Here is a 13402-nt window from a genome sequence, read left to right on the forward strand (position 1 = left end):
AACGGACCCGGGATAGATAGCCGGATAAGCATGGCATGATGCTTGCGCCCGCGGGGCGGAGTCTGCCACTATCCAAACAGGCATCCAAACGACTGTTTGAAACCTGTCATAAAAACTGACATAAAAACCCGTCGTTACGCTCGATAGACACCCACAAGGACCGGCGTCTCGCTCGGACGCCATCGGGAGAAAACCTATGCTCACCCTGCTGTTGATCGTGCTGGCCGTGGTTGGCCTGCTGGTGGCGATGCGGCGCGAGGCCGGTGCCGGCGCCGCCCTGCTGGCCACCGGCATCCCCGGCCTGCTGGGCCTTGGCCTGGGCGCGCCGGTGATCGGCGTGCTGCTTTTGATCGTCGCGGCGGCCATTGCCGTTGCCGGCCTGCCGGCGCTGCGCCGGCTATGGCTGACGCCCCGGCTGTTTGTCCTGTTCCAAAAAGTCGCGCCCCGGGTATCCGACACCGAACGCACCGCCCTTGAGTCCGGCACGCTGTCCTGGGACGGCGAGCTGTTCTCCGGCCGCCCCCGGTGGGAGTCGCTGCTCGGCTATACCGACGACGGTCTGACCGACGCCGAGCAGGCGTTTCTCGACGTGCAATGCGCCAGGGCTGCCGGCATGTGCAACGCCTGGGACATCACCCGGGAGCGTGCCGACCTGCCCCGGGCGCTTTGGGATTACCTGAAAAAGGAAGGCTTTTTCGGGATGATCATTCCCGAGGCCTACGGCGGGCTGGGGTTTTCCGCCAAGGCCCAGTCCATGGTGCTGCAAAAGCTCGCCGTCAACGAAACGCTGATGGTCACCGTAGGCGTGCCCAACTCCCTGGGCCCCGGCGAGCTGTTGCTCAAGTACGGCACCGAAGAACAGAAGGACCACTACCTGCCGCGCCTCGCCGACGGCCGAGAAATTCCCTGCTTTGGCCTCACCGGCCCCCGCGCCGGCTCGGACGCCACCTCGCTTCCGGATACCGGCATCGTTTGCAAAGAGACCGTTGACGGCGAGGAAGTGCTGGGCGTGCGCCTGAACTTCGAGAAGCGCTGGATCACGCTGGCCCCCATCGCCACCGTCGTCGGCCTGGCCTTCCGCCTGTTCGACCCGGACGGCCTGCTCGGCGACGAAGCCGACCGCGGCATTACTCTGGCGCTGATCCCCCGGGACACGGCGGGCATGGAAATCGGCCGGCGCCACGTGCCCATCGGCAGCCCCTTCTTGAACGGCCCGATCAAGGGCCAGGACGTGTTCGTGCCGCTTTCCACCATCATCGGCGGCGAGGCGATGATCGGCGAAGGCTGGCGTATGCTGGTGGAGTGCCTGGCCATCGGCCGCTGCGTCACCCTGCCCTCCGGCGCCACCGGCACCGCGCGCTACGCGCTTGGCTGGAGCGGCGGCTTCACCCGCATCCGCCGCCAGTTCAACGTGCCGGTAGCGGAGATGGAGGGCGTCCAGGAGCCGCTGGCGCGCATGGCCTCCCACGCCTACATTGCCAAGGCCGCGGTGTACCAGACGGCCAACCTCATCGACCACGGCGAAAAGCCCGCGGTGCCCTCGGCGATCCTGAAAAGCCAGCTCACCGAGTACCAGCGCGCGCTGCTGGGCGACGCCATGGACGTCCACGGCGGCAAGGCGGTCACCCTCGGGCCGCGCAACTACCTGGGGATAGGCTACAGCGCCAACCCGGTGGCCATCACCGTGGAAGGCGCCAACATCATGACCCGCAACCTGATGATTTTCGGGCAAGGGGTCATCCGCTGCCACCCTTACGTGCTGGACGAGCTGGCGGCCAAGGACGCCGGCGACGCCCGCGCCTTTGACAAGGCGTTTTTCAGCCACGCCGGGCTTGTCTTCGGCAACGCCGCCCGGGCCTTCACCCTGGGGCTCGGGCTTGGCAAGCCGACCGTGCCCTTTACCGGCCCGGCCGTTGAGTACGCCCAGGAAATTTCGCGGCTCTCCGCCGGTTTCGGCCTGTGCGCCGACGCCGCCATGGCGAGCCTGGGCTCGGCGCTGAAAAAGCGCGAAATGGTGTCCGCACGGCTGGGCGACGTACTCTCCAACCTCTACCTGGCCTCGATGGTGCTCAAGCACTGGGAAGCCGGGAACAAGGTGGAAGGCGAAGAAGCGCTGTTGCACTACAGCTGCCGCTTTTTGCTCCAGCGCGCCGAGCAGGCGTTTATGGAGCTTTTCGACAACCTGCCCAACCGGGCGCTGGGCAAGACCCTGAAGCTTGTGGCGATGCCCGCCGGCCGGCGCTTTAGCAAACCCCACGACGATCTCGCCCGGGATATCGCCAAACGCGTGTCGACCCACTCGGCGCTGCGCACGCACCTGCTGGAAAATACCTGGGACAAAGACGACGGCGATCAGCCCAACCCGCTGGCGGCCTACAACGCTCTGCTGGTCGATTACGACCGCGCCGAGGCGCTGTATCGCACGCTCAACAAGGCCTACGCCAAGGGCGAGCTGCCCGGCACCGCGCTGCACCCCGAGCAGCGGGTAGAAGCCGGGCTGGAAAAAGGCCTGATCAGCGATGAGGATGCGCAGTTCATGCGCGGCTTCGAAGCCGAAGTGCTTGAACTTCTCACCGTGGACGACTTCGCCTTTGACGAGCTGGCAAGCAACAAGGACGAAGTGATTTACCACGCCGGCCAAGCGCCCTCTGCCTGACCCGTCCATGCCGGCCCCCGGCCGGCACCTGCTCTCAGCCCCGGCCCTGGCGCCGGGGCTTTTTTGTGCGCCTTCAGTAGGAGCGCACCCGCCCCACGGCGTCGAGCCAACCCTGGTAGAGCGCCTCGCGCTGATCTTCGGCCATGGTGGGGGTAAAGCTCGTCTCGCAGCGCCAAAGCTCGGCCAGCTCGTCGAGGCTTTGGTACCAGCCAAGCCTGAGCCCGGCGAGAAACATAGCACCCAGCGCGGTGGTTTCCAGCACCTCGGGACGGTCCACCTGAACCCCCAGCATGTCGGCCAAAAACTGCATGACCCAGCTATTGCTGACCATGCCGCCGTCCACCCGCAGCCGGCCCGGCGGGGCCTGCATGTCGTCGTGCATGCAGCGCTGCAGGTCCCGGGTCTGATAGCACACCGCCTGCAGCCCGGCGGCCACGATCTCGGCAATGCCGGTATCCCGAGTCAGGCCGAAAATCGCTCCGCGCGCCTTGGGATCCCAGTACGGCGCGCCCAGCCCGGTAAACGCCGGCACCAGGTACACGCTGTGGCCGCTGCGGGTGCGCCGCGCCAGCGCCTCGGTATCGGCGGCGTCGGCAAATAGCTTGAGCCCGTCGCGCAGCCACTGCATGGTGGCGCCGGCGACGAAAATGCTGCCTTCCATGGCATAGGTCGGCACGCCGTTCAGGCGGTAGGCCACCGTGGTTAACAGGCGATTGCGCGAGCGCGCCGGCTCTTCGCCGGTGTTGACCACCATGAAGCAGCCGGTGCCGTAGGTGCTCTTGGCCATGCCCGGGCTGAAGCAGGCCTGGCCCACCAGCGCGGCCTGCTGGTCCCCGGCTACGCCGGCAATGGGCAGCTCGCGGCCGAGCCAGCGCGCCTCCAGGGTGCCGAAGTCGTCGCTTGAGTCCCGCACCTCGGGCAGCAGGCCGGCGGGGATGCCAAACAGCTCAAGCAGCGCGTCGTCCCACTGCTGGGTGTGAATATTGAACAGCGCGGTGCGCGAGGCATTGGTGGCGTCGGTCAGGTGGCGTCGCCCGCCGGTCAGCCGCCAGATGAGGAAGGTATCCACGGTGCCGAAAGCCAGCTCACCGCGCTCGGCCCGCTCCCGGGCGCCGTCGACGTTGTCCAGCAGCCAGGCAAGCTTGGTGGCGGAGAAGTAGGGGTCGATCAAAAGCCCGGTGCGCGCCTGGACGGTCTCGTTGTGGCCGGCGTCGCGCAGGCGCTGGCAGTGCTCGGCGGTGCGCCGGTCCTGCCACACGATAGCGTTGTACAGCGGCTCGCCGGTGGCTCGATCCCACACCAGGGTCGTCTCGCGCTGGTTGGTAATGCCAAGTCCGGGCACCTGCTCAAGGGGCGCGTCGCTTTCGGGCAGCGTGCCCAGCACCTCGCGGCAGGTGGCAAGCACCCCCTCCCAGATTTCCTCGGGATCGTGTTCGATCCAGCCGTCTCGGGGATAGTGCTGGGTAAACGCCTGCTGGGAAATACCCGCCATCTGGCCGTCGCGGTCGAACAGCATGGCGCGGGTGCTGGTCGTGCCCTGGTCAACGGCGAGAATATACGACGCCATGGTTCACCCCCTGGTCAATTACCTGAATTCAAGACAATGGTGCCGAGACCATGATGACAGCCACCCGCTTACAGCGGCCAGCGCCATAAAATCATGGGGATGGCCACCGCCATCACCGTAAGCGAAAGCGGTAAGCCAAGCTTCCAGTAGTCGCCGAAGCGGTAGCCCCCCGGCCCCAGCACCAGCGTATTGGACTGGTGACCGATGGGCGTTAGAAACGCGCACGAGGCGCTGACCGCAACGGCCATCAAAAACGGATCCAGCGAGACGTCCAGGCCGTTGGCCAGACTCGCCCCAATGGGCGCCATCAGCAGCGCCGCCGCGGCGTTGTTGACCACGTTGGAGAGCAGCATCGACACCACGAACAGGCCGCTCAGGGTCACCACCGCCGGCCACTGGCTGCCGGCCTGGAGCATGGCGCCGGCAATCAGCTCGGCGCCGCCGCTGCTGTCCAGCGCCTTGCCCACCGGCAGCATCGCGCCCAGCAGCACGATCACCGGGCCGTCGAGGGCCTGGTAGCCGTCGCGCAGCGGCAGCACTCTTGCCAGCAGCGTGGCCACCGCAGCGCCCGAAAGCGCCACCGCGGCCGGCAACAGATCCAGCAGCATGACGGCAATGGCCAGAGCAAACACGCCCAGCGAGAGCGCCATCTTGCGCGGCTGGCCGAACGTCAGCTCGCGGCTGGCCAGCGGCAGGCAGCCAAGCGTCGCCAGGCTTTCGCGCATTTCCTTTTCGCTGCCCTGAAGCAGCAGCACGTCGCCGGCCTGGAAACGAATATCGCGCAGACGCTGTCTGAGCCGGGTGCCGTCCCGGGCGACGGCCACCAGGTGCAGGCCGAACTGATGGTGCAGCCGCAGCTGGCGCACGCTGCGGTGGGACATCATCGAGTCGTTGCGCACCACCGCCTCCACCAGCTGCAGGCCTTCGATATTGACGCCGCGCGAGGTGCCCTTCTTGGCCGACCCGGCGTCTTCCCCTTCTTCGGCTCCGTCCTCCCCTGCCTCACCGGGCTCGCTGACCACGCTCAGGCCAACCTTGTCTTCCAGCAGCTTGAGCTCGTCGGGCGCCGCTTCCAGCAGCAGGATATCGCCGGTTTGCAGCGTGCCGTAAAACGCATAGCCGGCGCGGCGCCTGTCATCGCGCACCACGGCCAGCACGGGGATCGCCTCGTCGATTTCCTGGCGCAGCTGCTGCAGCGTCAGGCCGTTGGCCCTGGCGTCCTCGCCGACCTTGAGCTCGGCCAGGTAGCTTGCGGTATCGAACATGTCGGCGCTGGAGGCCTGCCCGGCGCGCCGGGGCGTCAGCCGCCAACCCACCAGCACAATGAACGCCAGCCCGGCAAGCGCCACCGCGACCCCGACCGGGGAAAAGCTGAACAGGCTGAAGTTTTCTCCAGTGATATTGCCCCGATAGCTTGCGATGATGATATTGGGCGGCGTGCCGATCAGCGTGGTCAGCCCGCCCAGCAGCGAGCCGAACGCCAGCGGCATCAGCAAAAGCGAGGGTGAGGTATCGTGTTCCCGGGCCAGGCGCAGCGCCACGGGCAGCAGCAGCGCCAGCGCGCCGACGTTGTTCATCACCCCGGAAAGCACCACTACCGTGCCCACCAGCACCGTCAGCTGCACGATCAGCCGGTCGCCGGCTTTCAGCACCTGTTCGGCAATCAGGTCCACAATACCGGCACGTTCAAAGCCGCGGCTGAGCACCAGCACCGCGGCAACGGTGATCACCGCCGGGTGGCCGAACCCGGAAAACGCCTCGTCGGCGGGTACCAGCCCCAACACCACCGAGGCCAGCAGCGCACAGAGGGCGACCAGGTCATAACGCAGGCGTCCCCACATAAAAGCGCCCAGCGTCGCCCCCAGAATGATAAACGCCAGGGTGCTTGGCGCCACGTCGAAGGGTATTGCCTCTATCATCCGGACTCCTGTCAGCGGCGGGAAAGCGTCATGAAATCAGCCGGTCGTGCCCCCGGGCAATAAAAAACGGGCATCTGTCAGCAACAGATACCCGTTCGGCTCGATCGCCAACTACCCTATCGTTAACTACTCCAGGGCCGATAGCTCACGACCGGCAGCAAGGCTTCAGGCGCTCTTATCCTGCTTGTCGTCGGACGCGTCCTTATCCTGCTTGTCGCTCTTGTCCTGCTTGTCGTCCTTGCCGCTCTTGTCCTGCTTGTCGCCGGCACTGTCCTTCTTATCCTGTTTCTTAGCGTCCTTGCTCTGCTCGTCGCCCTTATCCTGCTTATCGCTCTTGTTCTGCTTCTCGTCGCCTTTGTCCTTGCCGGCGTTATCACCCTTTTCGCCGCCGGCCGCTTCAAAGCTCACGTTTTTGGACTGATCGGCCTGCTTCTTCGAGTCCTGGTCTTTCTTATCGGCGTCTTTCTTATCGCCGTCTTTCTTGTCGGCCTTGTCAGCGCTCTGCTGATCGCCCGACTCGTCGTTGCTGTCGGTTAGCCGCTGTTCCAGCGCGCCCAGGTCGCCGCGCCACTGATCCAGCTGCTTTTGCAGGCTCTCAAGCTGACCCTGGCGCTGGCTGATACCGCTATTGACGCTGTTCAGCTTGTCGCTGCCGCTGGCAAGCGATGAGGTCAGCTCTTTCAGCCGGCTGCGGGTATCCTCGAGCTCCTCGGTACGCTTATCACGCTTCTCTTCCAGGGTATCCACTTCTTTTTGCAGGGTCTGAACATCTTCACGCATGTCGTCGCGCTGCTGAGACAGCTCGTCGCGTTCCCGGGTGACGCTGGCGACTTTCTGGCGCACGTCGTCCAGCTCGCTTTCGGCGCTGTCGATGTCTTCATTCAGGCTCTGCAAGCGTTTCTCGGCCTGCTGGCGCTGCTCGACGGCCTGCTGGCGTTCATCCTCGGCTTTCTGGCGGGCCTTTTCGGCTTTCTGGCGGGCCTCTTCGGCCTCCTGACGCGCCTCTTCGGCTTCGTCGCGCGCCGCTACCGCCTCTTGCTGCGCGGATTTGATCTGCTCTTCCTGCTCGCGAAGCTCGGAAAGCTCCTGCTCGCTGTCACGGACCTTCCCGTTGAGGGAGTCGAGCTTTTGCTGCTGCTCGTCGCGCTCGCTTTGCTGCTCCTTCAGGGTGGCTTCGGCGCTTTCGATCTCGCTACGGGTGTCGGCAAGCGAGGCTTCGGCTTCCTGCTGCTGCTGCTTCAGCGAGTCAATGCGCTCTTCCAGCTCGGCCATGTTGCGCTCGGCTTTTTGTTGCTCGGAGAGCTTGTCGTTGAGCTGGCTGTTTTCCTGCTGGGTATCAGCCAGCTTTTCTTCCAGGCTTTCGATGCGGTCTCCCCGAGAGCCGGCGCTGGACTGGGCAATGATCGCCCAGACCACGGCGATGGCGGCAATGCCGGCAATGGCCTTGACACGATTGTCCTTCATCAGCGCGCCCGCCGACGGCTTGGGCGAGGGCGTGCTGCCGTGCCTGGGCGGCGTGCCCCCGCCGCCGTTACCGCCGCCCTTGCTGCCCTGGGCGCTTTCCGGCTTGCTGTCTTCCGGACGCTTGTCTTTTGAGCTTTCATCTTTCGGACGGTTGTCTTCCGGACGGTTGTCGTCTGCCATGGTGGAGTCCCCCTTCGCGTTGACGCGGTCAAGAAAGCGTGCTGAATGTCGAGTTATCGTTGCTGATTGGCACTATGACGGAATAAACGGCCAGTGCTGAAAGTATCCTACCTTAACAGCATACACGCCGAGGCGCGTCTGGCTACCCAAAGGAGCGCAGCGGTGGCGCAGGGCGCAACGACGCCGAGGGCTTCCCCGGGAGAAAACCGCCGGCGCGCCCGCTTTTAGCATCGAACCAGTCAAGCGTGTGATTCACCCCCACCACCTCGCCGATAATCAACAGCGTCGGCGTTTTGACGGTGCCGGCCAAGTACTCCTCGGGCAGCGCCGCAAGGCGGCCGATATGCACCGCCTGGTCCCGGGTGGTGCCCTGGGACACCAGCGCCAGCGGCGTCGTCGCCGCCAGCCCGTGCGCCCTCAGCGCCGCGCAGATAGTCTCCAGATTGCCAAGGCCCATATAAAACACCAGGGTTTGCCCCGGGCGGGCAAGGGAGGTCCAGTCGAGCTCGCAGCGGCCGCTTTTCACATGCCCGGTGACCAGCCGCACCGACTGGGCGTAGTCGCGGTGGGTCAGCGGAATGCCGGCGTAGCTGGCGCAGCCCGAGGCGGCGGTGATGCCGGGAATCACTTCGACCGGGATGCGCCGGGCCATCAGCGTCTCCAGCTCCTCGCCGCCGCGGCCGAAGATAAAGGGGTCGCCGCCTTTCAGGCGCACCACCGCGTGCCCTTCCAGCGCCCAGTCGACAAGCGCCCGGCTGATGCCCTCCTGGGGCACACTGTGGTGGGAGCACGCCTTGCCTACGTATCGCTTGCGGGCCCCGGCGGGAATAAGAGCCAGCACCTCCTCGCTCACCAGGCGGTCGTGGAGGACGATATCGGCATTCAGCAGACGCTGGTACGCCTTCAGCGTCAAAAGCTCCGGGTCGCCCGGGCCGGCGCCGACCAGGCTGACGCTGCCTCGCGGCTGTCGGGAAATACGGTCTAGCAAAGCCACACGGCACCTCGGTCAGTCATGGCAGGCCGTTGACGCCCGGGCTGAAGGGGCGGGCGTCAACGGCGGACAAAAAGACGATCAGCGGGCAACATAGCGAACTTTCAGGATCACAAAAAGAAATAAATAATTAACTATTAATTCATTAATGGAATATAAAGCGCCGCAATCGACACCGCCCCAGTGGCAGAGCCGGCAGCGGAATGGCATGATGAAGGGTTCACGAGGTTCGCGCTTTGGCGTAAGCGCGGCGCCTGCGGGTTTCGTCTACGCCAAAGCTACTTCACTGACTTATTCCCTTACTTAGCCGCCAGACAATGAGGAACCCCGATCCATGTTCGAACGTATTGAGCGAGTCCCCGGCGATGCCATTCTCGGGCTGATCCAAGCTTTCAAGGAAGACACCAACCCGCAGAAAGTCGACCTGGGCGTCGGCGTCTACCGCGACGCCGGAGGCAACACGCCGGTCATGCGGGCAGTGAAGGAAGCCGAAGCTCGCCTGCTCAAAAATGAGTCGACCAAGACCTACATCGGCTCCCACGGCTCGGCGGCCTACGGCGACGCCGTGCTGCCGCTGGTGCTGGGCGCCGATTCCCCGGTGCTGGAAGCCGGCCGCGCCAGCGCCACCCAGTCCCCCGGCGGTACCGGCGCGCTGCGCCTGGCGGCGGACTTCATCGCCGGCGAGCTTCCGGGCAGAGGCATCTGGGTCAGCGACCCGACCTGGCCCAACCACCACGGCATTTTCACCGCCGCGGGCATTGCCTTGCACAAGTACCCTTACGTGGACGCCGATAACCGTCTGGATTTCGACGGCATGCTGGCCGCCTTCAACAAGATTCCCGAAGGCGACGTCGTGGTGCTCCACGCCTGCTGCCACAACCCCACCGGCTTTGACCTCTCTGCCGAGCAGTGGCAGGACGTGCTCGAGGTGGTGCGCGAGCGCAACCTGCTGCCGCTGATCGACTTCGCCTACCAGGGCTTCGGCCAGGGGCTCGACGAAGACGCCTACGGCGTGCGCCTGTTGGCCGAGCAGCTCGACGAAGTGCTCATCACCAGCTCCTGTTCGAAAAACTTCGGCATCTATAACGAGCGCACCGGCTGCCTGATCGCCGTGGCCAAGGACGCCGAGCAGATGGAAAACGTGCGCTCGCAGTTTGCCGTGGTCGCCCGGGAGAACTACTCCAACCCGCCGGCCCACGGCAGCGCGATCGTCGGCGAGATCCTCCACGACCCCGAACTGGCCGCCGCCTGGCGCGACGAGCTGACCGAGATGCGCGATCGCGTCAACGGCCTGCGCCAGGACTTCGTCAAGGCGCTCGAGCCCTACGGCCTGGCCGAAAAATACGCCTGCGTGGGCGAGCAGCGCGGCATGTTCTCCTATACCGGCCTGACGCCGGATCAGGTCGACCGCCTGCGCGACGAGTTCGGCATCTACATGGTGCGCTCGGGGCGGGCCAACGTGGCCGGCTTCTCCCAGGAGAACCTACCTTATATCACCCGGGCCATTGCCGTGGTCAACGACGTCAAGGTCGACGACTGAGCGCACCGCGCTTATCTGACGCTACCCCCGCAAGACGCCCGATCGTGCCCCGCACGGCCGGGCGTCTTGCTGCAAAATCCGCCGGCAGCGTGTACAATCCGCGGCTTCGCCGCCAGAGCCCTGGGGCGCCCGCGCGGCGTCCCGCGTTCACGCTGCGCTTGACCAATCAGTCAATATCCGCCGCGTAACGCTCAACCCAAGCGCTATCAAGAGGCTTATCATGGCGGCTGCCGGCTCCCACCTTCACTATCCCTGGTATAAAAAAGAAGATACCGACGCGTTTTTTGCGCTGTTTCAGAACAACATCGCCAACTTCGTGGTCATTGCCATTTCCATGCTGGGCATGGGCTTTCCTGCCTCCATCGTCTATGGCCAGGTGCTGCCCGGCGCCGCCGTGGCGGTCATGGTGGGCAACTTCTACTACGCCTTTACCGCCGCTCGCCTTGCCCGGCGGGAAAACCGCACCGACGTCACCGCGCTGTCCTACGGCATTTCCACCCCGGTGATGTTCGTGTTTCTGTTCGGCGTGCTGCTGCCGGCCAAGCAGCTCACCGGCGACGCCGATCTCGCCTGGAAAGTCGCCGTGGCGGCGTGCTTTATCAGCGGCGCCATCGAGGCGGCCATCAGCCTGGTAGGCCGCTGGGTGCAGTATCACCTGCCCCGGGCGGCCATGCTCGGCGCGGTAGCCGGGGTGGCGCTGACCTTCATCGCCGGCGAAATGCTGTTCAAGACGCTGGAAGTTCCGGTGGTGGGGCTGGTGGTGCTGGCGCTGATCCTCGTCGGGCTGGTGGCCCGGGTAAGCATGCCCTTGCGCATTCCTACCTCGCTGTTTGCGATCATCCTCGGCACACTTCTGGCCTATCTGATCGGCGCTACCGACGACGGCAAGTTCAGCGACGCCTTTACCTACATCGGGTTTTATCCGCTGCTGCCAAGCCTTGCCTGGCTTGACGGCCTGGGACTGCTCGCTACCGGCATGCTGAGTATCCTCACCGTGGTGCTGCCGATCACCCTTTATAACGCCATCGAAACCATGAACAACGTCGAGGCCATGGAAGCGGCCGGCGACAAGTACGACGTGCGCGAGTGCCAGGCCGTGGACGGCGCGGGCACCATGATCGGCGCACTGTTTGGCGGGGTGTTCCCGACCACGGTGTACATCGCCACCGTCGGCGCCAAGTGGATGGGCGCCGGGCGCGGCTACAGCCTGCTCAACGGCGCGGTCTACGCCCTGGCCACCATGTTTGGCCTGATTGCCGCGCTGGCCGCGGTGATTCCGGTCTCGGTGGTCGCGCCGATCCTTGTGTTTGTTGGGGTCTCGATGATCGCCACCGCGTTTCAGACCAACGATACCCGCTACTACCCGGCCGTGGCCCTTGCCATGCTGCCCTACTTTGCCAACTACCTGGTGACGCGCTTCAACCGCGACGCCGGCGACGTGGTCAGCGGCATTTCCGGCGCCATCGAGGCCATGGGCCAAGGGTCGATGTTCATGGCGATTTTTCTCGGCGCCATGGCGGTCTCGGTGATCGATCACCAGTTCCGCCGGGCGGCGGCCTTTGCCGTGCTGGCCGCGGGCTTCTCCTTTGTGGGGCTGATGCACGCCCCGGCGCTGGCGTTCAGCGCCGCGCCGGACTTCGTCGTGGGCTATCTGGCCATGGCCGCGCTGTTTGTCTACTTCGCGCTTCAGCAGCGCCGCTAGGCCTCTCCCGCCTGCGCCTCCCCGGAAGACGCGCGCAGGCGGGCCCCGACCATACGCCGAAGCAGCCGCCAGGCCGTGAATCCGGCCAGGACGTTACCCAGCGCCGCCCCTAGCGCCAGCCCGGCCCAGCCGCCAAGCTGCATTCCCACCCACAGGCAGGGCAGATAGCAAATAAAGAGCCGCACCCCGGACATCAGCATCGACCACAGCGGGAAGCCCAGCGCATTCCCCGCCGAAACGACCAGCATGCACACGCCGAGAGCGGCGTAGCTTGGCAGCAGAAAGCGGATCAACAGCGCAAGCTCCTGCTGCACGTCGGGCTGGCCGGCAAGCGCCAGCGCGACCCAGTGAGCGGCCAGTGCCATGCAAAGCCCCAGCGCCAGCTGCCAGGCGACCGCCACCTTCAGGGCCAGGCGCATCAGCCGCTTTATCTGCTCCCAGTCGCCGGCGCCGTAGCAGCGCCCGAGCCACGGCGGCAGCGACATGGTCAGGGCAAGAATGGCCATGAGCGAAAGCGTCTCCAGGCGGCTGGCAAGCCCCCAGGCGGCAACAAAGGAGTCGCCAAGCGAGGCAACCACGGCCACCGCCAGCATGGCGGAAAGCGGCGGCATCAGCTGGCTGACCATGGCCGGGCCGGCGATGCCAACAAAGGGCCTGAGCGATCGCCGGGCCTCGCCGCCCAGGCCCACCCGCGTCAGCCAGCGCTTGTGGGCCAGCCGGCGGGCGGTGACGCCGCCCCCGACGCCAAAGGCGATGACGCTGGCCAAGGCAGCCCCCGGCAGCCCCAGCCCGCCCCAGGGGCCAGCGCCGAAAATCAGCAGCGGGTCCAGCGCTAGGTTAACCAGGCTGGTAAGGAGCATCATGTTGCCGGGCAGCCGAGTATTGCCGTGGGCGCGGAACACGCTGTAGGAAAAGTACGCCAGTGCCCCGAGCCAGCCCGCCAGCAGCTGCATCGGCCAGTAGCGGGCGATGTAGGCAAGCGCGGTGTCGTTCGCGCCCAGAGCGATGAAAACGGGCCGCTGGCCAAGCCACAGCGCCACAGCCATCACGCCGATAATGGCGCTGCCGATCATCAGCACCAGGGTGCTCAGGCGCCTGGCCCGCTCGCGCTCGCCGGCGCCCAACGCCCGGGAAATCAGCGCGGCAATGGCAATGCCGATGCCCACCTGCACGCCGATGATCAAAAACGACAGCGGAAAAGTAAACGACTGCGCCGCCAGCGGCGCGGTGCCCAGCCGGGCGATAAAGGCGCTGTCCACCAGCTGAAAGCCCAGCAGCGACAGGGCTCCGATGGCCATGGGCCAGGTTTGCTGCCACAGCTGTTTGCCCAGCGTTGCCTGCTGCGTTTCTGCCACAATCGTCTCCCGTGCTAAAAATTTGTTC

General features: G+C 65.5%; 8 protein-coding genes. 3 read left to right on the forward strand and 5 right to left on the reverse strand.

Annotated elements, in window-relative coordinates; translation table 11 throughout:
* The first annotated feature begins 196 nt into the window (after window positions 1–196).
* Window positions 197–2656 carry an acyl-CoA dehydrogenase gene (locus ACZ46Y_RS08785; protein WP_311953245.1) on the forward strand — a complete coding sequence of 820 codons (2460 nt, stop codon included), beginning with the start codon at window positions 197–199 and terminating at the stop codon, window positions 2654–2656.
* Between the two features lie 73 nt (window positions 2657–2729).
* On the opposite strand, the gene glpK is transcribed toward ACZ46Y_RS08785, so the two are convergent.
* From glpK to cobA, 4 genes are all read right to left on the reverse strand, one after another.
* The gene (gene glpK, locus ACZ46Y_RS08790; RefSeq protein ID WP_311953248.1) at window positions 2730–4223 is read right to left on the reverse strand and encodes a glycerol kinase GlpK; all 1494 of its coding nucleotides are present in this window, start codon (window positions 4221–4223) and stop codon (window positions 2730–2732) included.
* Between the two features lie 68 nt (window positions 4224–4291).
* On the reverse strand, window positions 4292–6142 hold the full coding sequence (locus ACZ46Y_RS08795) for an SLC13 family permease (protein ID WP_311953251.1): 1851 nt from the start codon (window positions 6140–6142) through the stop codon (window positions 4292–4294).
* A gap of 165 nt (window positions 6143–6307) precedes the next feature.
* Window positions 6308–7786: a coiled-coil domain-containing protein gene (locus ACZ46Y_RS08800; protein ID WP_311953254.1), complete on the reverse strand. Its 1479-nt coding sequence runs from the start codon at window positions 7784–7786 to the stop codon at window positions 6308–6310.
* A 142-nt stretch (window positions 7787–7928) separates the two neighbouring features.
* Complete coding sequence (cobA, locus tag ACZ46Y_RS08805; protein WP_311953257.1) at window positions 7929–8780, reverse strand: uroporphyrinogen-III C-methyltransferase; 852 nt, start codon at window positions 8778–8780, stop codon at window positions 7929–7931.
* A 331-nt stretch (window positions 8781–9111) separates the two neighbouring features.
* Between cobA and ACZ46Y_RS08810 the strand changes: the two genes are divergently transcribed.
* The gene (locus ACZ46Y_RS08810; RefSeq protein ID WP_311953260.1) at window positions 9112–10317 is read left to right on the forward strand and encodes an amino acid aminotransferase; all 1206 of its coding nucleotides are present in this window, start codon (window positions 9112–9114) and stop codon (window positions 10315–10317) included.
* 220 nt (window positions 10318–10537) lie between these two features.
* Entirely contained in the window at window positions 10538–12019 is a 1482-nt protein-coding gene (locus ACZ46Y_RS08815; RefSeq protein WP_311953263.1) for an NCS2 family permease, read from the forward strand.
* On the opposite strand, the gene ACZ46Y_RS08820 is transcribed toward ACZ46Y_RS08815, so the two are convergent.
* Window positions 12016–13317, reverse strand: a complete 1302-nt coding sequence (locus ACZ46Y_RS08820) for an MATE family efflux transporter (protein WP_311953526.1) — start codon at window positions 13315–13317, stop codon at window positions 12016–12018. The two genes, ACZ46Y_RS08815 and ACZ46Y_RS08820, sit on opposite strands and share 4 nt — an antisense overlap.
* Window positions 13318–13402 lie beyond the last annotated feature (85 nt).

It is taken from the genome of Halomonas garicola (genome assembly GCF_055382465.1).

Coding starts and splice junctions, on each gene's coding strand:
- ACZ46Y_RS08800 (WP_311953254.1), bottom strand. CDS start 7,786: ATGGCAGACGACAACCGTCCGGAAGACAACCGTCCGAAAGATGAAAGC.
- glpK (WP_311953248.1), bottom strand. CDS start 4,223: ATGGCGTCGTATATTCTCGCCGTTGACCAGGGCACGACCAGCACCCGC.
- ACZ46Y_RS08795 (WP_311953251.1), bottom strand. CDS start 6,142: ATGATAGAGGCAATACCCTTCGACGTGGCGCCAAGCACCCTGGCGTTT.
- ACZ46Y_RS08785 (WP_311953245.1), top strand. CDS start 197: ATGCTCACCCTGCTGTTGATCGTGCTGGCCGTGGTTGGCCTGCTGGTG.
- ACZ46Y_RS08815 (WP_311953263.1), top strand. CDS start 10,538: ATGGCGGCTGCCGGCTCCCACCTTCACTATCCCTGGTATAAAAAAGAA.
- ACZ46Y_RS08810 (WP_311953260.1), top strand. CDS start 9,112: ATGTTCGAACGTATTGAGCGAGTCCCCGGCGATGCCATTCTCGGGCTG.
- ACZ46Y_RS08820 (WP_311953526.1), bottom strand. CDS start 13,317: ATGGCCATCGGAGCCCTGTCGCTGCTGGGCTTTCAGCTGGTGGACAGC.